The organism is Prosthecobacter vanneervenii (genome assembly GCF_014203095.1).
Classification (GTDB): Bacteria; Verrucomicrobiota; Verrucomicrobiia; order Verrucomicrobiales; family Verrucomicrobiaceae; genus Prosthecobacter; species Prosthecobacter vanneervenii.
The window spans coordinates 24,080-47,453 of the sequence record NZ_JACHIG010000007.1 but is presented as its reverse complement, the minus strand read 5'-3'; the positions used below and the strand labels follow the sequence as shown (position 1 = coordinate 47,453).

General features: G+C 60.4%; 20 protein-coding genes. 6 read left to right on the top strand and 14 right to left on the bottom strand.

What is annotated here, in order from left to right:
• Nucleotides 1–74: 74 nt before the first annotated feature.
• Nucleotides 75–890 (bottom strand): PstS family phosphate ABC transporter substrate-binding protein, encoded by an 816-nt coding sequence (locus HNQ65_RS16270; protein WP_184340820.1) that lies wholly within the window; start codon nt 888–890, stop codon nt 75–77.
• A gap of 307 nt (nt 891–1,197) precedes the next feature.
• On the opposite strand from HNQ65_RS16270, the gene HNQ65_RS16265 reads away from it, so the two are divergent.
• Together HNQ65_RS16265 and HNQ65_RS16260 are read left to right on the top strand one after the other, a co-directional pair.
• Complete coding sequence (locus tag HNQ65_RS16265) at nt 1,198–2,844, top strand: porin (RefSeq protein ID WP_184340818.1); 1,647 nt, start codon at nt 1,198–1,200, stop codon at nt 2,842–2,844.
• Nucleotides 2,845–3,005: 161 nt separating this feature from the next.
• Complete coding sequence (locus tag HNQ65_RS16260; protein WP_184340816.1) at nt 3,006–3,830, top strand: hypothetical protein; 825 nt, start codon at nt 3,006–3,008, stop codon at nt 3,828–3,830.
• 7 nt (nt 3,831–3,837) lie between these two features.
• Here HNQ65_RS16260 and HNQ65_RS16255 read toward each other — a convergent pair whose 3' ends face one another.
• Genes HNQ65_RS16255 through pyrH form a run of 6 tightly spaced genes read right to left on the bottom strand, consistent with a single transcriptional unit; the run spans nt 3,838 to nt 9,446 of the window.
• The gene (locus HNQ65_RS16255; RefSeq protein ID WP_184340814.1) at nt 3,838–6,651 is read right to left on the bottom strand and encodes a DUF6600 domain-containing protein; all 2,814 of its coding nucleotides are present in this window, start codon (nt 6,649–6,651) and stop codon (nt 3,838–3,840) included.
• 59 nt (nt 6,652–6,710) lie between these two features.
• A complete protein-coding gene (locus HNQ65_RS16250; protein ID WP_184340812.1) occupies nt 6,711–7,388 on the bottom strand; it encodes an acyltransferase in 678 nt (225 codons plus the stop codon).
• A 33-nt stretch (nt 7,389–7,421) separates the two neighbouring features.
• On the bottom strand, nt 7,422–7,661 hold the full coding sequence (locus HNQ65_RS16245) for a hypothetical protein (protein ID WP_184341286.1): 240 nt from the start codon (nt 7,659–7,661) through the stop codon (nt 7,422–7,424).
• Nucleotides 7,662–7,695: 34 nt separating this feature from the next.
• A complete protein-coding gene (locus HNQ65_RS16240) occupies nt 7,696–8,103 on the bottom strand; it encodes a hypothetical protein (protein ID WP_184340810.1) in 408 nt (135 codons plus the stop codon).
• 15 nt (nt 8,104–8,118) lie between these two features.
• Nucleotides 8,119–8,685, bottom strand: coding sequence for a ribosome recycling factor (gene frr / locus HNQ65_RS16235; protein ID WP_184340807.1), 567 nt, complete (start codon nt 8,683–8,685; stop codon nt 8,119–8,121).
• Between the two features lie 23 nt (nt 8,686–8,708).
• Nucleotides 8,709–9,446: a UMP kinase gene (gene pyrH / locus HNQ65_RS16230; RefSeq protein ID WP_184340805.1), complete on the bottom strand. Its 738-nt coding sequence runs from the start codon at nt 9,444–9,446 to the stop codon at nt 8,709–8,711.
• Nucleotides 9,447–9,529: 83 nt separating this feature from the next.
• Here pyrH and HNQ65_RS16225 point away from each other — a divergent pair, with 83 nt between their 5' ends.
• Nucleotides 9,530–10,693: a trans-sulfuration enzyme family protein gene (locus HNQ65_RS16225; protein ID WP_184340803.1), complete on the top strand. Its 1,164-nt coding sequence runs from the start codon at nt 9,530–9,532 to the stop codon at nt 10,691–10,693.
• A 178-nt stretch (nt 10,694–10,871) separates the two neighbouring features.
• Nucleotides 10,872–12,353 carry a PLP-dependent transferase gene (locus HNQ65_RS16220; RefSeq protein ID WP_184340801.1) on the top strand — a complete coding sequence of 494 codons (1,482 nt, stop codon included), beginning with the start codon at nt 10,872–10,874 and terminating at the stop codon, nt 12,351–12,353.
• A 15-nt stretch (nt 12,354–12,368) separates the two neighbouring features.
• On the opposite strand, the gene HNQ65_RS16215 is transcribed toward HNQ65_RS16220, so the two are convergent.
• From HNQ65_RS16215 to HNQ65_RS16190, 6 genes are all read right to left on the bottom strand, one after another.
• Complete coding sequence (locus tag HNQ65_RS16215) at nt 12,369–12,845, bottom strand: TlpA disulfide reductase family protein (protein ID WP_184340799.1); 477 nt, start codon at nt 12,843–12,845, stop codon at nt 12,369–12,371.
• A gap of 255 nt (nt 12,846–13,100) precedes the next feature.
• Nucleotides 13,101–13,355 carry a hypothetical protein gene (locus tag HNQ65_RS16210; protein ID WP_184340797.1) on the bottom strand — a complete coding sequence of 85 codons (255 nt, stop codon included), beginning with the start codon at nt 13,353–13,355 and terminating at the stop codon, nt 13,101–13,103.
• The gene (locus tag HNQ65_RS16205; RefSeq protein ID WP_184340795.1) at nt 13,352–13,507 is read right to left on the bottom strand and encodes a hypothetical protein; all 156 of its coding nucleotides are present in this window, start codon (nt 13,505–13,507) and stop codon (nt 13,352–13,354) included. Before HNQ65_RS16205 ends, HNQ65_RS16210 begins: the two co-directional genes overlap by 4 nt.
• 99 nt (nt 13,508–13,606) lie before the next feature.
• A complete protein-coding gene (locus HNQ65_RS16200; RefSeq protein ID WP_184340793.1) occupies nt 13,607–14,899 on the bottom strand; it encodes a tetratricopeptide repeat protein in 1,293 nt (430 codons plus the stop codon).
• A 17-nt stretch (nt 14,900–14,916) separates the two neighbouring features.
• Nucleotides 14,917–16,329 (bottom strand): AAA family ATPase, encoded by a 1,413-nt coding sequence (locus tag HNQ65_RS16195; RefSeq protein WP_184340791.1) that lies wholly within the window; start codon nt 16,327–16,329, stop codon nt 14,917–14,919.
• A 45-nt stretch (nt 16,330–16,374) separates the two neighbouring features.
• A complete protein-coding gene (locus HNQ65_RS16190) occupies nt 16,375–17,040 on the bottom strand; it encodes a peptidoglycan recognition protein family protein (protein WP_184340789.1) in 666 nt (221 codons plus the stop codon).
• Between the two features lie 368 nt (nt 17,041–17,408).
• On the opposite strand from HNQ65_RS16190, the gene HNQ65_RS16185 reads away from it, so the two are divergent.
• Both HNQ65_RS16185 and HNQ65_RS16180 read left to right on the top strand, forming a co-directional pair.
• Complete coding sequence (locus HNQ65_RS16185; RefSeq protein ID WP_184340787.1) at nt 17,409–18,491, top strand: ribonucleotide-diphosphate reductase subunit beta; 1,083 nt, start codon at nt 17,409–17,411, stop codon at nt 18,489–18,491.
• A gap of 135 nt (nt 18,492–18,626) precedes the next feature.
• Nucleotides 18,627–21,935 (top strand): ribonucleoside-diphosphate reductase subunit alpha, encoded by a 3,309-nt coding sequence (locus HNQ65_RS16180; protein WP_184340785.1) that lies wholly within the window; start codon nt 18,627–18,629, stop codon nt 21,933–21,935.
• A 525-nt stretch (nt 21,936–22,460) separates the two neighbouring features.
• Here the strand turns inward: HNQ65_RS16180 and HNQ65_RS16175 are convergent.
• Nucleotides 22,461–23,273, bottom strand: coding sequence for an IS5 family transposase (locus HNQ65_RS16175; RefSeq protein ID WP_184340783.1), 813 nt, complete (start codon nt 23,271–23,273; stop codon nt 22,461–22,463).
• Nucleotides 23,274–23,374: the final 101 nt, after the last annotated feature.

Here is a 23,374-nt window from a genome sequence, read left to right as displayed (position 1 = left end):
GCCGGGTCAGAAAGCAAAATCCGGCGGCGAGACTTTTTCTCTTCCGCCGGACAAGCGATTCGGTCAATCAACAGTTACTTTGCAATGCTAAGCGGCACGAAGCCAGCCTTGCTGACAATGGCGTCGCCGGCGGGGCTGAGGCAGAAATCGATAAATTCCTTGGTCGTGCCGGCAGGTTCGCCGCTGGTGTAGAGGAAGGTGGGGCGGGAGAGTGGGTAGGATTTCACGGCAGCGGGGTTGGGCAAGGAGCCGGCAATGGAGACGACCTTGAGGCCCTTGGCACCGGAATAAGCGTAGCCGACGTAGCCGATGCCGTTCGGGTTGGAGCCCACTTCAGCGGCGATCTGCTCGTTGCCAGCCATTTTCTGGCTGTTTTTGCCATATTCACGGCCCTTCATGGCCAGACCGATGAAGTCTTTGTAGGTACCGGAGGAGGTATTACGCGTGTAGACGGAGATTGGGCCGGGGGTGCCGCCGACTTCGCTCCAGTCCTTGATGTCGCCAGCGAAGATCTGCAGCAGCTGCTTCTTGGAGAGGTCGGAAACGGGGTTGTTCTTGTTCACCACCACGGAGATCATGTCCCAGGCGACTTCGAATTCGACGATGGACACGCCCTTGCTGCGGCAGAGGGTACGCTCGTCGGCCTTGACCTTGCGGCTGGACATGCCGATCTCGGCGGTGCCGGAGGCGAGGTTGGTAAAGGCGGTGGAGGAGCCTTCGGCAGCAATGTCAAAGCTGACCTTGCCGCCCTGCTTTTTGAAGGCTTCAGCCAGCTGGGGCACCAGCTTGGCGCCAAGGGTGTCCGAGCCACGGATGCGCAGAGTGGTCTGGGCCTGGAGCGAAAGCGCCGCAGCAAAGGTGGTGGCAAGGGTGAGGAGGGCGATCTTCATAGATAAGAGGGGTGTTGAAACAGAGCGGTTGGCGTAACTGCCGCGCATAAGAATGCGGACGGCGCGGATATTGATGCCAGGGGGCGGGTGGTCAAAATTCAGACTGTGACGAAACCGTCACAAACAGGCTATAGAGCTCGAAACGCCAGCTCAAGCACCTTTTGAATGTGAATAACCTGCAATTAGTGACGAAAGCGTCACATTAAGAATCTGGAAGGGGTCTTTGGTTACAGGCATGTGACTTTGCTGCCCGAGGGAAGCCATTTTCCCGGAGGCGCCTGTTTTTAACTCACCTGAACACCCGCACATGCGCATCATACGTTCCCGCCTCTCCCACACCTTGGCCGCCTTGGCGGCTGCCATCCTCGCTCTGCCGCCACAGATGCCCGTCATGGCCGGTCCGGCCATGGAAAAGCTCTTTCTCCTCATGAAGGCGAAGGGCACACTGAGTCAGGAAGAGTATGATATGCTGGTGGCTGCCTCCCGTGAAGAAGACAAGGAAAGAGACAAAGCCGTGGCTGCAGCTGTAGCCGCCGCACCTGCGACCACGAGCACTCCTGCCGCAGCTGGAGCGGCCCAGCCGGCCAGCACCACAGCGTTGGAAAAACGACTGGCCGCCACTGAAAGCAAGGTCGGCCACCTGGAAAACGCCCTCGGTCAGACCACGAATGCAGCCTCGCTGGACAAGCGCCTGGCACAGACGGAGAGCAAGGTGGGCAATCTGGAAAGCGCCATCTCCACCACCCGCGGCCAGATCGAGGACATCTCCAAAATCACCGACAACACCTCCCCCTCCACCATGTCTGCAGCAGAGCTCGACACCTTGCTGGCCGACAAGTGGTATGAACGCCTGAAAATGAAGGGCTACCTCCAGGTGCGTGCGGATTCCGTCATGCGCGAAGACGGAGGCCCGCTGCATGTTCAGAATGACGCGTTCGCCAATGACCAGTCGAGCATCGGCATCCGCCGCGGCCGTCTGGCCTTTAGCGGCGACCTGACCAACCACGTCTATCTTTATTTCCAGGCAGACTTGTTTGGCGGCGTCAATGGTAATGGCGGTGTGCAGGCGCGCGACTATTACGCCGATGTTTCCCTCGACCCTGCTCGTGAACATCGCGTCCGCATGGGTCTGTCCAAAGTTCCTTATGGCCATGCCATCTTGCAATCCTCCCAGAATCGACTCGCCTTGGAGCGCCCTGAAGCCATCAGCACAGCTATTGAAGGCGAGCGTGACTTCGGCGTTTACTACATGTATGCCCCTTATGAGATCCGCGAACGTTTCAAAAACCTCGTCAAGATGGGGCTGCGCGGATCGGGTGACTATGGCATGATCGCCTTTGGTGCTTTTGCTGGCCAGGGCATCAACAAGCCCGATACGAATGGACAGCCGCACTGGGTGGCCCGTGCCACCTATCCCTTCGAGTTCGAAAACGGTCAGTTTCTCGAGCTCGGCATTCAGGGCTACGCTGGGAAATTCAACACCACCACGGCACCCATCCCTGGCGTGGGCACTCCCGCCAATGGCAACGGAGGCAACCGCGGTTTCACCGATGCACGTGTCGGTATTTCCGCCATCTTATACCCACAGCCTTTTGGCATCGAAACGGAATGGAACTGGGGTAAAGGACCTCAGCTTTCCAATGACATGCGCACCATTACCTCTTCCAGTCTGAGTGGTGGCTATGTGCAGGCGAATTACCGTCACGTGTTTGCCAACCAGAAGGAACTCATTCCTTTCGCCCGCTGGCAGACCTACAATGGCGGACGTAAATTTGCCGTCAACGCTCCCAAGGACAAGGTCAACGAAGTGGGCTTTGGTTTCCGCTTCATCCCCTACCCGGAACTGGAACTCACGGCAATGTACATGCACGGCATGCGCACCAACACCAACCTGGCTCCCTACAGCAATGTGAATTATGACTACGTCGGCATCCAGGCGCAGGTGAACTTCTAAACCCCCATTTTGCTTTAGGTTGAGTTGGCAAGCCGGGCGCATCCGGGAATGCGTCCGGCTTCTTCATTTTCAGTGATTCAGGGGGAACAGGAAGAGGGGTTGCTTTGTCTTAAGTCTTCCCTTAACTTGTCCTTTTACGTTTACCCCAGTTCACCGGGCCCATGGAAACCACACTCCAGCAGATTCTGTATGTCGCGGCGGCTGTCGTTTTTGCCATGGGCTGCCGGTCCTATGACAACCGCTTTATCCAGAAGCTGGGCTGGCTGGCTCTGCTGGGAGCCTCCTACCTGGGCGGCTACTTCCTGACCAACACCCATGTTGGCGGGGCCATCTTTGTGGGAGCATGGTTCATGCTGCCATGGATGGAGATCGTCTTCCGCGTGCGCCGCCTGCGCTTTCCGATCAAGAGCGAGGTGAAGCACCGCTTTCCACCTTCACGAGAAGTCTTCCCCGAACTCTCGGACCTCAGCAGCGAGGCGGACAACGAGGGCTTTGTGGAGGTGGGAGACACCGGCTGGCAGTTCAGCCAGACGGACTACTTCATGCGGCTCTTTTACCATGAAGCCAAGCGCACCCAGGCCTCCATCGCGCTGGTGCAGCAGGGAGATTTTGGCTTTCCCTACGTCAGCCTGACCTCGCGCGCCAGTAGCGGCGTGACTTTCACGACCACAAACTACCCCTTTGCAGCCACCATGAAGCACTCGCCCAAGCAGCGGCTGAACCGCTTCATGCACGCGGGCTCCTTTGCGGAGCTGATGGACCGCCACGAGCACTTTCTACAGAGCGAGGGCATCCGCGTGGAGGATCTCTCGCTGCAGGACACCGAGTACCTGCACGCCTACATCGAGCGGGACATGAGCATGCAGATCGACCACAACATCACCGCCGGCGTGATCGAGCCCACGGGCAACGGTGAATTCCGCTACTCCTGGCGCGGCTGCATCTTTCTCTACTGGCAGGTGGTGAAGGACATGCTGCGGGTGTGAGTAGCCATTATGACCCCGGTGCTGGCTGCGGCTGATTGCGTGCTGCCTCGGCCGCACGGCGGGCGGCTTCTTCAGCGCCACGACGTGCCTGCTCTTCAGCCTGTCTCCTGGCCGTCTCCATGGCTTGTTGCGCTGCTTCCTGCTGAGCTTTCATCTGCTCTTCCATCTGACGACGCGCCATCTCCTGGGCTCGCTGTGCGGCCTCCTGCTGGGCTCTCATCTGCTCTTCCGCCTGCCGACGCGCCATCTCCTGCGCCTGGCGCTCGGCTTCGCGTTGTGCTCTCATTTGTTCTTCGGCGGCACGACGGGCTTGCTCCTCAGCTTGGCGCTGGGCCATCTCCTGGGCTCGCTGCGCTGCTTCCTGCTGGGCTTTCATCTGTTCCTCGGCAGCGCGACGGGCCTGCTCCTCAGTTTGGCGCTGGGCCATCTCCTGGGCTCGCTGTGCTGCTTCCTGCTGGGCTTTCATCTGGTCCTCGACAGCGCGGCGGGCTTGTTCTTCAGCCGCACGACGGGCCTGCTCCTCAGCTTGGCGCTGGGCCATCTCCTGGGCTCGTTGCGCTGCTTCCTGCTGGGCTTTCATCTGTTCTTCGGCAGCGCGGCGGGCTTGTTCTTCAGCCGCACGGCGGGCTTGCTCATCAGCTTGGCGCTGGGCCATCTCCTGGGCTCGCTGCGCTGCTTCCTGCTGGGCTTTCATTTGGTCCTCAGCACCACGGCGGGCCTGCTCTTCAGCCGCACGACGGGCCTGCTCCTCTGCTTGGCGCTGGGCCATCTCCTGGGCTCGTTGCGCAGTTTCCTGCTGGGCTTTCATCTGGTCCTCGGCAGCGCGGCGGGCTTGTTCTTCAGCCGCACGGCGGGCTTGCTCATCAGCTTGGCGCTGGGCCATCTCCTGGGCTCGCTGCGCTGCTTCCTGCTGGGCTTTCATTTGGTCCTCAGCACCACGGCGGGCCTGCTCTTCGGACTGACGCTGGGCCATCTCCAGACTGCGACGGTTGGCTTCTTGCTGTTGCTGCATGGCGGCGGATTCTGCCGAACGGCGGGCTTTTTCCTGGTCTGCGGAAGCCTGTTCGGCAGCTTGGCGCTGCTGAGTGGCTGCCATCTCCTGCTGCTGCGCGGCGGCTGCCTGCGTGCGGTTCTTTTCCGCGTCTGCGGCGGCTGCCTGATCTGCGGCCCGTTGTTTCTCGGCATCGGCGCGTCCGCGCATTTCATGCTCACGGCGCTGGCGCTCCTCCGCCATGCTGCGCTGTTGATTCGCGGTGGCTTGTTGTTGCTGCTCGGCTGCCGCTGACTGCATAGCACGACGCTTTTCCATTTCTGCAGACGCCGCCTGCTCTGCGGGACGACGTTGCTCTGACTGGGTGCGCTCATGCATCTCCTGTGCATGCCGCTGTTGCTCGCCTGCCATGCGCTGCTGCTGTTCAGCAGCAGCCTGCTGCTGAACGGCGCGAGCCTGCATGCGGTTTCTTTCGGCCTCTGCTGCCGCTGCGGCCTGCTCTGCGGTGCCTCTATCGGTCATGGCACGCTCTGCAGGAATGGCAGGGCGCATGTTTTCCTGCGGACCCACACCCGGTGTCACAGACGAATGGCGGGCAGGACCAGCGGGATGCCGCTCATGCTGCCTGCGTTCAAAGTCCTGCCTCTCGTTGGCAAGGCTTTCACGAATCTCGGACGCGGTCCGCTGCGGCACACCAGCAAAGCCGCTGACAGGCACCGGACGCTGAACGTGCTCGCGGATCTCCGGACGCCTGACGCGCACGCCAGGGCCGACAGCTGGGAGGTCCACCATGGCCATGGGCGACTCCGGTCTAGGATGACCATGCTGCTGGCGTGAGAACTGATCCGCATGAACCACCTGCACCTGGCGCTGCGGTACCTCATGGGCACAGGCGCGCTCCATCTGCGCACGCGGGGGCCCTCCCTGCTGCACAAAGGCATGGTGGTGGCCGCTGCGGGGCACGATCTGCGTCACGTTCACACTCTGGCGGTAGATCGTGGTGCGCTGGGTCACCGGGGCATAGACATTGACATAGGTGGGGCTGACAAAGCGGGTGATGGGGATGAAGACGTAGCTCGTAGGGCCGAGACTGTAGCGGGAGTCGCAGTCACGATACACGCCATTGCAGGCACCCGGCTCCGGAGGCAGCGGCGCCCAGCCCACGCAGTCGGGGCTCTGCCGCCACGCCACCCATCCAGGCGCCCACTCGCGGCCCGGCACCCAGATCCAGCCATAAACAGAGAGCTCCACCCAGCGGCCGTAATGGTAGGTGATCCAGCCAAAGGGCTCGTTGGACTGCCAGGCCCAGCCAAAGGCAGACCAGGACCAGCAGCCATCCCAGTAGGGCCTCCACCCAGCCACCGTGACGGTGGGCTGCCAGCAGTAACCGTAGCCAGCCACCTCCAGCCATCGCCCATAGGGGGCCAGATTTTCATAAAACAGCGTATAATCCGGCACTGCCGCCGGCTGCTGCACCACGCTCGGCGCAGGGGGCACCGCCGCCGCGATGCGCCGACTGACGGCATCGCTCTGGCGGCGCACGTCTTCGGCCTGCTCACGCAGTCCTTCGTTTTCGCGCTTCAGAGCATCCAGAGAGGAGCGCAGGCTGGTGTTTTCATTCTCCTTGAGAGACTGCTGCATCTCCGCGAGCTGCTTGTCCATCAGGGCGGTCTTGGTCTCGATCTCCAGAGCCTGACGCTGCAGCGCATCGCGTGCCTCGGCCAGCTGGCTGTCAGCGGTGTTTGTGGAGGCGGAAGGGGGAGATTTGTCACAGCCAGACAGCGAGAGGATGGCTGCGGCGGTGCTCAGTAAGCGGAAACATGATTTCATGGCTGATGGGAGCTATGACTCCCGCCGCCCCCTTTCTATTCAATGACGCCACGAAACAACTACCGCCGGCGCTTCACCACCTGCTGGGTCTGGCGTGTCTTGAGCAGGAGATCCGCCTCCAGCACGCCGCTGAAGTGAGTAAGGGGATAGACGACACTCCTGCGGCCAATGATGCTGCCGGGACTGATGACGCTGTTGCAGCCGATCTCGGCGTAGTCTCCCACGATGGCTCCAAACTTTCGCAGGCTGGTAGGAATGAGATCGCTGCCGGATTTCACAGTGACCTCCAGGCGATCCAGCCGCACATTGGAAAGCACCACGCCCGCCCCCAGATGGGCCTTGTGGCCGAGAATGGAATCACCCACGTAATTGTAGTGCGGCACCTCGCAGCCGTCGAAGACCACGCAGTTTTTAAACTCACAGGAGTTTCCCAGCACACAGCCGTCTCCGATGATGACATTCTCCCGGATGTAGCAGCCAGTGCGGATCTGGCAGTTTCGCCCGATCCATGCCGGACCTTTGATCACCGCGCCGGGCTCGAGCACCGTTCCTTCATCGATAAAAACATCTTCCCCGATATAAGCACCAGGGGGCACCTGAGTGCGGATTTCCCGCGAGAGACGGAAGTCGAGGTAGGACTCGATCCGCGCCAGCGCCGTCCACACCGGGGAGTCATCCGGAAACAGGATGCCATGCTTGGTGTGGGTGAGGTCGAGATAATCGCGGGCGGGAAACATCAATCAAAGAAGGCGTGGATCGGTGAGGGGCTCTCAAGGCGGGCCTGCCAGCAAACGAGCATTCGGCGGCGGCACAAGCAGTCCTGCTGCTTTTAGTTCTTCCACGCGCTTGCTGATAGTCTCAATATCGGGCTGTTCCGCTTTTTGTCTCTCAGCAGTGTAATCTCCAGAACCCAGGCTGAACTGCTGCTGGTAACGGGCATAGTCCACCGGACCAAGCGCGTCCCGCAGAACGCTCCGGGCTTTCTCGTTGATCTGGTGCAGGGTGTTCATGATGGAGGCAAAGATCGCGGATAATCGAAAGGATTCAAGACTTTGACGTGAATCGCCCCAGCGCCCGGGTCGCACGGCGGAGGAATTTGTCATCCGTGGTAAGGAGATAATCGCAGGAAGCAGCTTCAGCGGCGGCCACATGCAGGGCGTCGAAATGACGGATGTTCCAACCTTCCAGATCATGGGCGCGCTTTTCGATCTCGGAGTGCGCCGCAATATTCAAGATGGCAGGCTGCAGAAGAGCCATCACATCCGCTCGTCGCGCGACATCAGGATTGTCCAGAATCTCTGCCAGCAGATAGTCACTGCTCACCAGTTCGTCCCGGCCTGCTTTCGCAGCATCAAGAATGTATATGACCGATTCGGCCTCCAAATGAACCCGCACCTGCGTCTGGTCATCCCAAAGACGGTTCAAACTGCAGGTGTCGAGAAACAGGCGCATGGTGTCCTCATACCCTCACACCGTCAGAATCTCCTTCTCCTTGGAAACCACATGCTGGTCGATCTCCGCGATCTTCTTGTCCGTCATGGTCTGGATTTCCTTCTCCATGCGGTGCAGGTCGTCCTCGGTGATGTGGCCGTCCTTCTCGCCTTTTTTGAGGGCTTCGAGGGCATCGCGGCGGGCGGAGCGCACGCGCACGCGGGCGTCTTCACCCAGGCTCTTGCACATCTTCACCATCTGCTCACGGCGCTCCTGGGATAGGGCGGGGATCGGCAGGCGGATCACCTTGCCCTCAATGCTGCCATTCAGACCCAGGCGGGACTCACGGATGGCGCGGTCGATGTCCTGCAGCGTGGAGGAGTCAAAGGGCTCAATGCGGATCAGCCGCGCGTCGGGCGTGGTGATCATGGCCAGCTGCTTCATCTTCATGTGGCTGCCGTAGCTCATCACATGCACGTCCATGTTTTCCACCAGCGTGGGGGAGGCCTTGCCGGTGCGCACGGTCGCAAATTCATGGATGGCGTGCTCCACAGCCTTCGTCATGGCCTCGTCGGCCTCCATCATCGTCAGTTCAGGGTCCATATCAGTCTTGTGTTAGAAATTGTTCAGCCTTTGGCGTCCACCATGGTGCCAATGTGCTCGCCAACGAGCGCACGGCGAATGTTGTCGGGCTCATTCATGCTAAAGACGCCGATGGGCATGTTGTTCTCCATGCAAAGCGAGAAGGCGGTGGAGTCCATCACCTTGAGCTGGCGTGTCAGGCACTCGTGGAAGCTCACGCGGTCAAACTTGACGGCGTTCGGGTTTTTGTTGGGATCGGAATCGTAGATGCCGTCCACCTTGGTGGCCTTGAGCACGATCTCGGCATTGATCTCGCTGGCGCGCAGCGCGGCCGTAGTATCAGTGGAGAAGAAAGGATTGCCCGTGCCTGCGGCGAAGATGACCACGCGGCCCAGCTCCAGGTGGCGCATGGCTTTGCGGCGAACGAAGGGCTCGGCCACGTTGTCCATCTTGATGGCGCTCTGCACGCGGGTGGGCACGTCCATCGCCTCCAGCATGCTCTGCACGGCCAGGGAGTTCATCACGGTGGCCAGCATGCCCATGTAGTCGGCGGTGGCGCGCTCCATGCCTTTGTTGCTGGCGGTGATGCCGCGCCAGAAGTTCCCGCCGCCCACCACGAGGGCGATCTCCAGGCCCGTCTGGTGCGCCGCTTTGATCTGCGCCGCCATGTCTTCGACGATTGGAGGAGAAATGTTTTCCTGGCTGCCCGGCTCTCTCAGCGCTTCACCGCTGAGTTTGAGCAGAACGCGACGGAATTTTCGAGGAGCAGTGGAGTCGGCCATGAAAGATCAGGTGATTAACTCATAAAGCATGAGCGCAGGGGCCTTGCAAAGCTAATTCTGCATGTCACACATCACGCCATACCATGAAGGACGACCCGACCATTCCCGCAGACGCTCGCTTCGAGACGCGCGCCATCCATGTAGGCCAGGACTACCGCAGCGAAACCGGCGCGGTGATCCCCCCGATCTACATGACCTCCACCTTTGAGAGCGGGAATCCCGGCAGCTTTGACTACACCCGCTCCGGCAACCCAAACTTCCGCAACCTGCAGACCACCCTGGCCAGCCTGGAAAATGCCAGGCACAGCACCGTCTTTGCCAGCGGGCTCAGCGCCATCTCCGCCATTCTCTTCTCCCTCCAAACGGGGGATACCATCCTCTCCGAGCAGCAGATCTACGGCTGCACCTACCGCATCTTTGAGAAGGTGCTCAAGCGCTTTGGCGTGAAGATCAAGTACGCCAATCTCACCAATCCCGAAAACTACGACCTCATCACCCGCCTGAAGCCTGCGCTCGTCTGGCTGGAATCTCCCACCAACCCGCTGCTCAAAATCCTCGACATCAAGGCCATCAGCGAGGTGGCGCACAAAGCGGGCGCTGTGGTGGCCATGGACAACACCTTTGCCTCCAGCCTGCTGCAGCAGCCGCTGGATCTGGGTGCGGACCTCTCCCTGCTCAGCACCACCAAGTACACCAACGGCCACAGCGACTGCCTCGGCGGTGCCGTGTGCACCAACTCCGACGAGTGGCAGGACAAGATGATCTTTGCGCAAAAAGCCATCGGCCTGCAGCCCAGCCCCTTCGATGCCTGGCTGACCTCCCGCGGGGCCAAGACCGAGGCCGTGCGCATGGAGCGCCACTGCTCCAACGCCCTGGAGCTGGCCACCCGCCTCGAAGGCCGCAAGGGGGTGAAGAGCGTGAAGTACCCCTTCTTGAAAAGCCACCCACAGTACAAGCTGGCCAAAAAGCAGATGTCTGCCGGCGGCGGCATGCTCCTCGCCGACTTCGGCCTCAGCTACGCCGACACCCTGGCCTTCATCCGCCGCCTTCGCCTCTTCACCCAGGCCGAAAGCCTCGGCGGCATCGAAAGCCTCGTGGCCCACCCCGCCAGCATGACCCACGCCTCTATCCCCAAAGACGCCCGCGAAGCCGCCGGCGTGACCGACGGCCTCGTCCGCTTCTCCGTCGGCATCGAGCACGTGGAAGACCTGTGGAAGGACATCGATGCGGCGCTGAAGAAAAAGTGACGGTGTAGCGATGCTTGGCGAGAAAAGCCGCGTCAGCGTCCTGGAGTGCTCCTGTCCTCTGGAGCTTTTCGCATGCAGTGGGCGCACAAAAGATCCAGAGGTCCGCCGCACGTAACAGCCTGCACACCCTCATTCCCGTTGCCTCCCGCCCGCCCCTGAAGAAAAGTGTCATCCCCCAATGACCGACCTGTTTACCCATCCTCTCTGCAATGCCGAAGACCTCGGCAAAGCGATCCCTGACCACGAGCTCGGTGTGTCCGTGTGCCTGCCGCTGTGGAAGCATGTGATCGGCTATGAGGAGGGAGATCAGGAAATCGTGTCAAAGTTCAAATCCGGCTACCCGCGCTTTTGCTGCCCGCCCGCCATCACGCGACTCTTTGCAGCAGCTGAAAAGGAATTTGCCGCATCTGGAGAGCGCTGTCTCGTCTTCCCTCGCGTGGTGCATGCGGAGCGCTGCATCAAGTTCATCGGCACCGGCCGCGCGGTGGAATGGACCGCGCACCAGCTCGGCGTAGCTATCTTTCCTGCAGACAGCTATGTTCAAGCCCGCAAGTTCTGGCGCTTCTGCGGCGAATGCGTCAGCTCCCGCCAGGCTTGCGATGCCCTGGGTGAGCACAAGAGCACCGCAACTGCCGAAGAAGGCAAAGCTGCCAACCGCACCATCCGCGAACGCATCGCCAAACTGGCCGGGCAGCAGCCGGAAGACGTCTTCCTCTTCCCCTCCGGCATGGCGGCGAACTACGCCGTGCATCGCATGCTGACGCATTGCTTCCCGAATCGCAAGACGGTGCAGCTCGACTTTCCCTACGTGGATGTGCTGAAACTGCAGCAGTTCTTCGGCAGCGGCGCGCACTTCCTGCCGCTGGTGAAAGACAGCGAGTACGACGACCTGCGCACACTGCTGCAAAACGAGCCGATCGCGGGCATCTTCTGCGAAGCGCCGAGCAATCCGCTGCTGCGCTGCGTGGACTTCGAGCGCCTGCTCGCCATCCGCGCCGCCGCTCAACCGGGCGTGCCGATCATCGTGGATGACACCATCTCGACCGTGGCGCATGCGAATGCCCACCGTGTGGCCGATGTGGTGACGACCAGCCTGACCAAGAGCTTCTCCGGTGTCGGCGATGTGCTCGCCGGCAGCGTGGTGCTGAACCGCAATTCCCCGCATCATGACGCTTTCTCAGCCTTCCTCACAGCCCATGCCGATCACGAACTCTGGCGCGGCGACGCCGTGGCGCTGGAGCTGAACAGCCGCGATTTCACCGATCGCGCCGCCAAGATGAGCCACAACGCGCAGGCGCTGGCCGATCATCTGCGCGCGCACCCGAAAGTGGATGCCGTCTGGCACGCGAGCCGCGAGGGCGGCCAAGGCTATGAATTCATCCGCCGCGAACAAGGTGGCTACGGCTGCCTCTTCTCCTTCACGCTCAAGAATCCGGAGCAAACCAGCGCTCCCTTTTACGACGCCCTTCGCGTCTGCAAAGGCCCGAGCCTGGGCACAAACTTCACTCTCGTCTGCCCCTACACCCTGCTGGCCCACTATGAAGAGCTCGACTGGGCCGCCAGCTGCGGCGTCAGCCGCTGGCTCATCCGGGTGTCCGCCGGCCTGGAGAATACGCAGGATCTCATCGCCCGCTTTGATGCGGCCTTGGCCTTGGTGTGACCCGTCACTTCCTGACTACTTCAGGACGGACTCCAGCTGGCTCTCCGGCAAGCTCATTGGATGCCCTTCCCACACGACCTTGCCCTCTTTGTCGAGGATCATGGCATGCGGGATGCCCTTGATGCCGAAAGGCTTGCCAAACTTGCCGCTGGTGTCAAAAGCCACATGGTAGTTGATGGGCACTTCTTTGAGAAACTTGCTCACCGTTGGCCGGTCTTCATTGGTCACACCGATGATTTCAAGCCCCTTGGACTGGTACTTTTTATAGACTTCATTGAGGTGCGGAATGCTGGCGCGGCAGGGCGGGCACCAGGTGGCCCAAAATTCCACGATGAGAGGCTTGCCTGCAAAGGAGGGTGCCTTTTCCTTGAACTTGAGGCCGTCCACCTTCACCACGGTGCCCACATTGTTGTTGGTCGCAGTGGCAAAAAGATTCTGCATGAGAAACAAGCCGCTGAAGAGCAGCCCGAGAACAAGGAGATTCGCTTTCATAGGTGGCGGGAACGACAGTTGATTTTAAAATTAAATGAAAACCGCCTCCTTTATTCAAGCCTGATTCTCGTTCTAGACCTGTTCTCGAAAAGAATGTCCGATTGAACCGGCGAGCGCAGCGGCCCCAGTGGCAAGGCGGGAGCGCCGCCTGCTATTTAAAAATAACAGGCAAGCGACCAACGCAGCCAATGGGGCCGCTCCGCCGCTCGGGCAATGTGACAGGCTTTTCGAGAACAGGTCTAACTTGGCAGGACATCACCTGCCCCGGCGCAGCCAGTGCACCAGGAAGTGGCCCAACCCGCTGAATTTGAACTGCGGATCGATCCAGCGCTCGATGACATAGAAGGCAAAGTAGTACGCCCGGCAGAATCCCCACACGCACAGCACCAGCAGCAGCGCCGTGCGCCAGCTCCAGTTTTCAATGAGCAAGATGGCCGCGGACATGAGGCCGATGACCAGAAACAGCCAGCCTTTCAGCCACATGGCACGGGTGGATTGGAGGTCTTTCATGGCTGGGGTTTCGGCAGCCGCAGTCCGCGCGCCTTTGGTTCCTTATTGACAGGCACGCTGAGATAAAACTCATCGAACGGAATCAGCCGGTCATCAGCCTCTGCTAACGCCGTCAGCAGTGTAAAAAACAAAAAGCAGGCGGTTGTCTTCATGCAGCAGCTACACCCCATGCTCTCATGACAAGTCAGGCACTGTCACGCGGAATCGTGCGCTCAGCACAGGCAGATCATCCCCGCTCAGTTTGGCCACACTCACCGATACAGCACCCCAAAGCCACGCATCCAGGTGGTGGCCACGCCAAGCAGGATGGCGAGCGCGCCGATGGGTCCGGCAAAGGGCAGCGTGATGCCGCTAAAGACATCCACCATGATCCATAGCGCGCCCGCTCCGGACAGGGCCGCTGCCACGCCATAGACGTAGCGGCCCACCCAGTGGTCGTTGGTAAAGGCGGCGGCGTTCACCACGGCGGCAAAGATGCAGGCCAGCGCGGCGAAGCGCCCCTCGCTGAGATCCCAGGCGTAGCCCAGCACCAGGCTCGCAATGGCGGCAAAGATCAGCCCGCCCACGACCACGCCCTCCCAGTATTCTCTGGGACGCAACGCCTGCCGGGCAAAGCGGTCCATCACCATGAAGGCGGAGCCAAAGCCGCGCGCCAGATGCGCCCAGAGCACCAGCAGCAGCCATGCTCCAACCACCACCGCCGCCAGGAAAGGCGACACCGTTTTCAGGTAGCTGCTAAGCAGCTTGTACGCAAAGAAACCGCCCAGCATGATGGCCGTCTGCCGGCCTTCCGTGAACTGGTTCATGAAGTGCGCAAACTTCAGCTGCATGCGGTAGGGCCACGAGCGCGCACGAAAGGACTCGATGAGTCCCATGCGCGCATTTTCGCTCATGGGATTGATGCGCAGGGCTTCAAGAAAGTGCTGGTTGGCCTGCTTGTGGTCGCCACGCATGATGGCCATCCAACCGGCGCTGGTATGGGCGCTGTCGTCCTCGGCATTGCGCTGGAGCTGGTAGCGGATGAGGTCTTCGTTGTCTGCGTCCTTCTTCTGCAGCAGCAGAGCGGCGGAGAGCACCTCGGCGGCCATGGTGTTTTCCGTGTCCAGCGCCAGGGCGGCGCGGGCGGCGGCCTCAGCTTGGGGGAAATCCCGAAGGCGCAGGTGCAGGCGGGCCAGCACGGCATGGCTGAAGTCGCTGTCGGGATCCAGGCTCACCGCAGCCTCAGCCTCCTGCAGCGCAGCTTTGATGGCGGAGGTCTGTCCATCCTTGGCATTCGCATCCAGCGTTAGCGCCAGCACGCTGCGGGCAAAGGCGTTCTCGGGCTCCAGCGCCACGGCGCGGCGCGCCGCATCCACCGACTGCGCTGCGGTGTCCGCCTCGTTCATCCAGCAGAGCGCCAGCATCAGGTAGCTGGGCGTGTGCTGCGCATCCAGAGCGAGCGCCTGCTTGTAGCAGGCGATGGCATCCTGAATGCGGTGCTGCGTCTGCAGCAGTCGGCCGCGGGCATACGCCGCGTCTGGATCGGGGTGAAAGTCGTCGGACATGAGGAGCGCCGGGTGGTTCAGCGCTTCATCAGGCCGAGATGCTTCAGCACATCATCGTAGAAGCCGCTTTGATTGGAGTACATGGCGTAGTTTTTGGCGCTCTCAAACCACGCCTTCGTCGTGGCCTTGTGGCGGCCTGCGGCCTTGATGAGATCCTTGGTGGTCAGCGGGATGACCTTGCCGGTGCGCATGACCTCGTTCATCACGTCCTCAATGGCGATGTCAAAGACCGCCTTCAGGTCCGCGCCGGAAAAGCCCTCCGTCTTTTTGGCCAGTGCGCGGGGATCGAGCTCACCGATGGGTTTCTTCTGCGCCATGACCTCGATGATGGCGGCGCGCCCGGCCTCGTCTGGCGGCGGCACAAACAAGGTGCGGTCAAAACGGCCCGGGCGGCGGAAGGCGGGATCGATATGCCAGGGCGCATTGGTGGCGCCGATGATGAGCACGCCGTCGTTGCTGGATTCGGAACCATCCATCTCCGTGAGGAAGGCGTTGATGAGATTGCGCCCGGCGCTTTGGCGCAGGTCGCGCCGGTCTGCGGCGAGAGCGTCGATTTCATCAAAGAACAGGATGCTGGGCGCATTCTGCCGGGCCAGCTCAAACACCTCGTGCATGTTTTTCTCCGAGCCTCCGATCCACATGTCGAGAATCTGGTGCAGACCGAGGGCGATGAAGTTGGCCTTGATCTCGCCGGCGGTGGCCTTGCTGATGAGGGTCTTGCCCACACCTGGCGGGCCGTAGAGCAGCACACCGCCACCCACTTTTTTATCGTAGGCCTTGAAGAGCTCCGCGTGCTGCAGCGGGTAGATGATCTTCATGCGGATCTCCTCCTTGAGCGCCTCCATGCCGCCCACACCGGAGAAATTGAGCTGCGGTTTGCCAAAGTCCGACACCCCCAGGTCAAAGGCCGCACCACCGCGCGGATGGCCGTCGTCATCCGCGCTGTCTTCCTGCACGGACTCGACAAATCCGCCGCCGGAGGTCATGGCACCGCGCTTGCGGCCGGAGTTGTCGCCATCATCGGCGGCGGGTTTGACGCTGTGCAGGTCTTTCTCGATGCCAGGATCTGCCAGGGAGCGGTTCAAAGCCACGCCCTTGTCATACATGGCCTTGGCCTTCGGCAGATCCCCCTCGGTGATGTGAATCCGCGCCAGCAGCAGGTAGGCCGCTGCGCAGGAGGGTGTGTCTGAGATGATCTGCTCTGCACGCACCGCCGCCTGCGAGGTCTTTCCCTGCAGCAGAGCCACGCGGGCCAGCCCCAGGCGTGCGTCCGCATTGGCGGGGTCCTCCTTCAGCACGCGCTGAAAGCTCTGCTCCGCCTCCTCCAGCAGCCCCTCCTCCAGGCAGCCCTCCGCAAACAGCATGAGCAGCGGTGCATTGTCAGGAGAGTGCTGGAGCGCCAGGCGCAGGGCATCGAGGTTTTGCGGCATGCGGCAGACTCCCGCGTGCGGTGGCGGTGGCAAGGTAATTTAACCTCACAATGCGCGACGGTAAGCGGCGATCTTGTTGAGAAAGGCCTGCCACTTCGCCCCCGGGCGTCCACGATCCATCAGGAAATGCGGACAGTTCTTGTGGCCGAGATTGCGGTGGTCATCGTGCCGGATCATGAGCCAGTGCTGGTGCGGCACCACATGGTCCAGAGGTATATTGTATTCCTTCATCAGCCAGGCGGCGAGGCGTGCGGTCTTGTCCACGGTGCGGGAGCGGTCATTGCCACGGTTTTCGCACATCTCGATGCCGATGGAACTGCGGTTGCCGGGGCCGTCGTAGTCGGCGTGCTCACCTCGCTCGTTCACCGGCATGCTTTGATAAATGGAATGGTCATCCACGGTGAAATGCCAGCCAATGTAGCCTATCGCATTATGCCGACCTTTGAGGGAACCCGTCTTTAGCATCTGGGCGTGAGCGTAGGCACCGCAGCCGCGCGCGTAGTTCTCCGTGGCATGGATGGTGATGTAGGTGGGCCGCATGGGCCGGAACTGCCTGCGCGCGTAACGCCCGCTGGGTATCAAATCCACCGTCACGCCCGGGGGCGCCTTCGTGACCGTGTTTTGTGGAACATTCAGCACTGAGCACGAGCTCAGCAGGACCGCCAGGGGCAGGCAGCAGGCAATGTAACGAATCAAGGGGCGGCAGTGCATGGGGTTAGTCTGAGCAAGTTGTGTGACAAAATCTGCATCGCACCAGCCCGCACCGTCAGATTTCAGATGTTTTTTGGCGTTCCCTGCACGATTCCTGCGTTATTCCGCAGAGCTGCAAAGTTTCTCATTTTCGCTCTTCAGGGTAGGCATTTTGACGCGAGAAAAATTTTTTCGCCGTGGAACCCTTGAATCTCCGTTGTGAAACGCGTTTTTGCACAATGGCTGGTAAAAATATCTCGCCAGCACACAATATCTTGTGCATGATCCGCCTCGGCCTGCGCTACATCTAGTATTTATAGAACTGCATCGCAAGCCTGTCAATTTCGAGAAAAAATCAGACTAACCCCTTACTCCGCAACGATTTCGTCATGGAAAAAGTTTACAAAATTGGCAACCGCGAATTCCCACTCGATCAGGACAAGGCCGAGGCCGCCTACGCAGCCAAGAAGGTGATCAATGGTCGCAAGAGCATGACCTTCAACCTCCTCCCGCTGAAGTACCAGTGGGCCTACGACCTATACCGCATCATGAAGGCCAACCACTGGGAGCCTGAAGACATCCAGATGCAGAAGGACGTGGAACAATGGCGTTCCAATGACATTTCCCAGAACGAACGCTGGATCATCATGATGGGCATCGGCTACTTCAGCGCCGCCGAAGGCATCGTGGGAGACAACATCCAGCACGTCGTCCGCGAACTCGTCACCGCCCCCGAGCTCAAGCTCGTCCTCGGCCGCCACGCGCACGAGGAGAACATCCACGCCGACTCCCTCCTCTACATGATCTCCTCCCTGGGCATCAACCCCCATGAGTGCGAGGCCATGTTCGAGCAGATCCCCACGATCGTGAAGAAAAACGAGTTCGTCACCAAGCACTCCAACAACCTCCGCCGCGACCTCGACCTCACCAAGGTGGAAAACATGCAGCTCCTGGCCAAGAACATCTTCGTCTTCGGCCAGTGCATGGAGGGCACCCAGTTCTACGGCCTCTTTGGCATGATCCTCAGCCTCTACCGCCAGAACAAGTTCCCCGGCATCGGCCAGATGTTCCGCTACACCCTGCGCGACGAATCCAATCACATCGAAGTCTTCCGCAACCTGTTCATGGACCTGATCGAGGAAAACCCCGAGATCTGGACCCCCGAATTCCGCCAGGAACTGGTCAACATCATGCGCGAAGGCGTCGCCCTGGAGAAGGAATTCATCCGCGACTGCCTGCCCGTCAACGCCGTCGGCCTCAGCGCCGAGGAATTCGAGCGTTACACCGACTACATCGCCGACCGTCGTCTCGACGGCTGCGGCCTCCCGGTGCTCAACCCCGGCATCAGCAACCCCCTCCCCTGGCTGGCGGAGCTGATGGACATCAAGAAGGAGCAGAATTTCTTCGAAGGCAAGGTGACCGACTATCAGAAGGCCTCCGCCCTCGAAACCTGCTCCGACGACGATCTTTAATTTCTCTGCCTCTAAATTTTCAACGACTGGCCGACTTTTCGCTGGAGATCTCCGGCGGGAATTCCCTCCTCTTTTTGCCCGGTTTCCGCCTCCCCTCTGCTCCGCCACCTCAACCTCTAGCCTGCCCCTCCCGCCATGACTCACGCCCACGACCTGCTCAAAGAAGACAAGGCGCTCAAGCGCTACGCTCATCACATCCCACAGGAAGAAAAGCCCCAGTTCGCGTGGAGCGCCCTCACCGCAGGCGTGGCCGGAATGCCCGCCACCAAGCCCAAAGTGCGCATCGGCAGCAGCGAGCGTGACTTCGACGTGGGCGAAATCGCCGAAACGGTGGGCAATGCCATCACCGACCTGCTCATGGTGCGCGATCAGAAAAGCGAGATCTTCAATGACTCCAACCGCCAGCTGGTGCAGGCGATTTCCCGTGCGGTGGCCGAGGAGGTGGCCCAGCGCACGGCAGACACCGGCGGCGAGACCCCCATGCTGAACGCCAGGGAGATCTACCACGTCATTGAGCGTGCCCTGGTGCGCCACAATGCCCACGACGTGGCTCGCAGCCTGGCCGAGCGCCGCAAGCGCACCGAAAACCTGGCCAATATCGACATGCACGATTCCGGCTCCATCCAACCCCTCATGGTCACCACCAAAGTCATCCGCCGCAACGGCCAGCTCGTCCCCTGGAACCACAACAAGATCGAGATCGCCGTCCGCAAGGCCTTCCTCTCCATGGAGATGGACTCCACGCCCGCCGTCCAGATCGCCGAGGCCGTGAGCCGCTCCATCGCCAATGAAGGCAAGCAGTTCATGCACATCGAGGACGTGCAGAATCTCGTCGAAGAAGAGCTCATGAAGCAGGGCTACTTCAAAGTCGCCCGCGCCTACATCCAATACCGCGCCCTGCGCTCCAACATGCGCACCGCAGACGAGCAGGCCTCCGCCATCCTCGACGAGCAGGAGTCCGACCAGCAGCAGACCCTCATCCTCGTCCGCGTCTCCCCCACCGAAACCTTCCTCTGGGACGGCCAGGACCTCAAACGCCGCATCGACTTCGCCAGCCTCGGCCTCGACCTCTGCCTCACCCGTGCCGAAATCGAGATGGAGCTCCGCCGCTCCATTTTCAGCGAGATCACCGTCGAGGCTCTCAAGACCACCATCATCCTCAATGCGCGCACGCTCATGGAGAAAGATGCCGACTTCGCCAAATTCGCCGGCCGCATGCTCCTCACCTACATCTATGAAGAGGTGCTCGGCTGGAGCATCGTGGACCACGGCATCGACCAGCTCGCCAATTTCCACCGCCGCGGCTTCCGCAAAAACCTCGCCCGTGGCATCGAGATCGAGCGCCTCCACCCCCAGCTCCTCAAGTACGACCTCGACAAGATCGCCGACGCTCTCGACCCCGCCGCCGACCTCGACTTCGACTTCCTCGGCATCCAGACCCTCTATGACCGCTACCTGATCGTGGACAAGAAGGTCAAGCCCTCCAAGCGCCTCGAAACCCCCCAGCTCTTCTGGATGCGCGTCGCCATGGGCCTCTGCGTGCAGGAAAAGGAAAACGCCGAGGAAAAGATCATCGCCCTCTACCGCCTCTACAAAGGCCGCCGCTTCTGCTCCAGCACGCCCACGCTCTTCAACAGCGGCACCATGCACAGCCAGCTCTCCTCCTGCTATCTCTACAAGGTGGACGACAGCATCGAGTCCATCATGCAGCGCGGCATCGCCGACAATGCCTACCTCTCCAAGTGGGCCGGCGGCCTCGGCGGCTCCTGGACCGCCGTGCGCGGCACCGGCGGCTACATCAAAGGCACCAATGGCGAAAGCCAGGGCGTCATCCCCTTCCTCAAGCTGCACAATGACCAGCTCATCGCCGTCAATCAGGGCGGCAAGCGCCGTGGCTCCGGCTGCGCCTACCTCGAAATCTGGCACAACGACATCGAAGACTTCCTCCAGCTTCGCGTAAACACCGGCGACGAACGCCGCCGCACCCACGATCTCAACACCGCCAACTGGATCCCCGACCTCTTCATGAAGCGCATGGAGAACCGCCAGAAATGGACGCTCTTCCGCGCCAACGAAACCCCGGACCTGCACGACCTCTACGGCAGCGCCTTTGAAAAGCGCTACGCCGAATACGAAGAGATGGCCGCCAAGGGTCAGATCTTTGGCCGCACCATCGAGGCGCTCGACCTGTGGAAAAAGATGCTCAAGGCCATCTTCGAAACCGGCCACCCCTGGATCACCTTCAAAGATCCCTGCAACGTCCGCAGCCCGCAGGACCACGTCGGCGTCATCCACAGCTCCAATCTCTGCACCGAGATCACGCTCAACACCAGCTTCGAAGAGACCGCCGTCTGCAACCTCGGCTCCGTCCTCATCGACAATCACCTCGACGACAACGGCAACATCGACCACTCCAAGCTCCGCGAGACCATCCGCGTCGCCGTGCGCATGCTCGACAACGTCATCGACATCAACTACTACCCCACCCCGGCCGCCCAGACCGCCAACAGCCGCCACCGCCCTATCGGCCTCGGCGTCATGGGCCTCGGCTACGCCCTCTACCGCAAAGGCCTGCCCTTCGCCTCCAAGGAAGCCGTCGAGTTCAATGACGAATTCATGGAAGCCGTCGCCTACTACGCCTACGAGGCCAGCAGCGACCTCGCCGGCGAGAAAGGCACCTACTCCACCTACAAAGGCAGCAAGTGGGACCGCGGCCTCCTCCCGCAGGACACCGTCGATCTCCTCGCCAAAGAGCGCGGCGTAGATGTGGAAGTGCCGCGCGGCGGCAAGATGGACTGGTCCGGCCTGCGCGCCAAGATCGCCAAAAACGGCATGCGCAACAGCAACGTCCTCGCCATCGCCCCCACCGCCACCATCTCCAACATCATGGGCTCCAGCCCCTGCATCGAGCCACTCTTCACCAACTTCTACACCAAGAGCAATCTCTCCGGCGACTTCATGGTGCTCAACCCCTACCTGGTGAAAGACCTCAAGAAGCGCGGCCTCTGGAACCCCGAGATCCAGGCCAAGATCAAGTACACCGACGGCGAACTCGAAAGCATCGAGGAAATCCCGCTCGATCTGAAGCGCAAATACGCCACCGCCTTCGGCATCGACTGGGCCTGGCTCATCGACGCCGCCGCACGTCGTCAGAAGTGGATCGACCAGTCCCAGAGCGTCAACCTCTTCTGCGGAGAGAGCGCCATGCAGACCCTCTCCCACATGTACCGCGCCGCCTGGCGCAAAGGTCTCAAGACCACCTACTACCTGCGCACCCGCAGCGCCTCCAACATCGAAAAAGCCACCAGCGAAGTCGAGAAGGAAAAGCGCGGCATCGTCGCCAGCACCCAGGCCGCCGCTAAACGCGAATACACCGCCGAAGAAGTCATGGCCTGCTCCATCGAAGCCATGAAAAACGGCGGAACGTGTGAGGCCTGCCAGTAAGACTGATCAACCCACGACATCTCCTTGATCCATCCAGCGGCGGGCAGCAATGCTCGCCGTTTTTTATATGAAGCTCTCTACTTTAGAAGACGTTACCGGCCAATTGTGCCGACTTTGCCAACGTAATCCTCCAATTAAGAACTCACATATACTTCCCGAGTTTCTTTGGAAGGAGAGCGGCTTGGCGCACAGAAGCGACAACAAGAGATGCCGCTTAATTTACAGGGAAAGCGAACAAAAACCTCGCTTTAAGGTCCTCAATTCTGGACTGACAGAACCGATTCTCTGTCGTTCATGCGAGACAGAACGCTCTAAGTTTGAGACATATATGTCTCAGGTTCTCTATCATGATTCTTGTTTTGTTCGCAAGCCATCGATCGGACATCAAACTATCGACGGTTTGGATTATAAAAAAGTAAAGCTATTTACGATGTACAATCTTTTCATGATGGGTGTTTCCCAACATCCGTTTTACGAACGTGCGAAACTTGGGAAAGTTCACACGGAACGCCTTAGAGCCTGTTATTAACTTTTGCCGAATAGAGAAGAGAGCATGAGGGTGGCGAAGGCCAGCCAATGCATGCCGGTCAGCGTCGAGGCCAGACGCTCGTAGTCTCTGGAGAGGCGCTTGAAGCGTGCGGCCCAGCCAAAACTGCGTTCCACCACCCAGCGCTTCGGCAGCAGCACAAAGCCCTTCTTGGCTTCCGAGAGTTTGACCACTTCAAGGCGGATGCCGTGAGCCTGCGCATCCTCTGCGGGCTTTTCGCCAGTGTAGCCCTGGTCCACGTAGGCAAGTTCCACGTTGTCTCCAGTGGCCTGCTGGATTTGCGCCGCCAGCACTCCGACCTGTGCCCGCTCCTGCTCGCTGGCTGCCGTGACTCTCACGGCCAGCAGATGCCCCAGAGTGTCCACAGCAATATGCACCTTGCTGCCTTTGCGGCGCTTGTAGCCATCATATCCTGCCCGCCCTCCACTTTCAGGCGAGGACTGCAAGGTGCGTCCGTCCATGATGGCTGCTGTGGGCTGGGCCTTTCGCCCCTTGGACAAACGTGAAAGTTCGCGCAAATCATGGGCCATGGCTTCAAAGCAGCACGCTTTCATCCAGCGCTGAGCCTGTTGGTAAACATTCTGCCATGGCGGCAGGTCATGCGGCATCATCCGCCACTGGCATCCGCAGCGCACGATGTAGCGCAAGGCGTTGAAAAGCTCTCGCAATGCATAGTCCCTCTGGGGCGCATCTTCCTTCATCAGCACCAGATAGGGGCGGCAAAAGTCCCATTCTGCATCACTGACGTCACTGGTGTAGGCGGCTCTTGGCTTGTTGGTCGAGGGTTCCATTCCAAGCGTATGGCTTGGAATCTCACAGGTGTACAGCGCTTTTCAAAGTTAATAACAGGCTCTAGAAAGATGATTTTAGAGTCGGACCCGGGAGAACCCTG

Bases quoted from the DNA above. Each gene is read 5' to 3' on its own strand.
- HNQ65_RS16270 (WP_184340820.1), bottom strand. From the start codon at position 890: ATGAAGATCGCCCTCCTCACCCTTGCCACCACCTTTGCTGCGGCGCTT.
- HNQ65_RS16265 (WP_184340818.1), top strand. From the start codon at position 1,198: ATGCGCATCATACGTTCCCGCCTCTCCCACACCTTGGCCGCCTTGGCG.
- HNQ65_RS16260 (WP_184340816.1), top strand. From the start codon at position 3,006: ATGGAAACCACACTCCAGCAGATTCTGTATGTCGCGGCGGCTGTCGTT.
- HNQ65_RS16255 (WP_184340814.1), bottom strand. From the start codon at position 6,651: ATGAAATCATGTTTCCGCTTACTGAGCACCGCCGCAGCCATCCTCTCG.
- HNQ65_RS16250 (WP_184340812.1), bottom strand. From the start codon at position 7,388: ATGTTTCCCGCCCGCGATTATCTCGACCTCACCCACACCAAGCATGGC.
- HNQ65_RS16245 (WP_184341286.1), bottom strand. From the start codon at position 7,661: ATGAACACCCTGCACCAGATCAACGAGAAAGCCCGGAGCGTTCTGCGG.
- HNQ65_RS16240 (WP_184340810.1), bottom strand. From the start codon at position 8,103: ATGCGCCTGTTTCTCGACACCTGCAGTTTGAACCGTCTTTGGGATGAC.
- frr (WP_184340807.1), bottom strand. From the start codon at position 8,685: ATGGACCCTGAACTGACGATGATGGAGGCCGACGAGGCCATGACGAAG.
- pyrH (WP_184340805.1), bottom strand. From the start codon at position 9,446: ATGGCCGACTCCACTGCTCCTCGAAAATTCCGTCGCGTTCTGCTCAAA.
- HNQ65_RS16225 (WP_184340803.1), top strand. From the start codon at position 9,530: ATGAAGGACGACCCGACCATTCCCGCAGACGCTCGCTTCGAGACGCGC.
- HNQ65_RS16220 (WP_184340801.1), top strand. From the start codon at position 10,872: ATGACCGACCTGTTTACCCATCCTCTCTGCAATGCCGAAGACCTCGGC.
- HNQ65_RS16215 (WP_184340799.1), bottom strand. From the start codon at position 12,845: ATGAAAGCGAATCTCCTTGTTCTCGGGCTGCTCTTCAGCGGCTTGTTT.
- HNQ65_RS16210 (WP_184340797.1), bottom strand. From the start codon at position 13,355: ATGAAAGACCTCCAATCCACCCGTGCCATGTGGCTGAAAGGCTGGCTG.
- HNQ65_RS16205 (WP_184340795.1), bottom strand. From the start codon at position 13,507: ATGAAGACAACCGCCTGCTTTTTGTTTTTTACACTGCTGACGGCGTTA.
- HNQ65_RS16200 (WP_184340793.1), bottom strand. From the start codon at position 14,899: ATGTCCGACGACTTTCACCCCGATCCAGACGCGGCGTATGCCCGCGGC.
- HNQ65_RS16195 (WP_184340791.1), bottom strand. From the start codon at position 16,329: ATGCCGCAAAACCTCGATGCCCTGCGCCTGGCGCTCCAGCACTCTCCT.
- HNQ65_RS16190 (WP_184340789.1), bottom strand. From the start codon at position 17,040: ATGCACTGCCGCCCCTTGATTCGTTACATTGCCTGCTGCCTGCCCCTG.
- HNQ65_RS16185 (WP_184340787.1), top strand. From the start codon at position 17,409: ATGGAAAAAGTTTACAAAATTGGCAACCGCGAATTCCCACTCGATCAG.
- HNQ65_RS16180 (WP_184340785.1), top strand. From the start codon at position 18,627: ATGACTCACGCCCACGACCTGCTCAAAGAAGACAAGGCGCTCAAGCGC.
- HNQ65_RS16175 (WP_184340783.1), bottom strand. From the start codon at position 23,273: ATGGAACCCTCGACCAACAAGCCAAGAGCCGCCTACACCAGTGACGTC.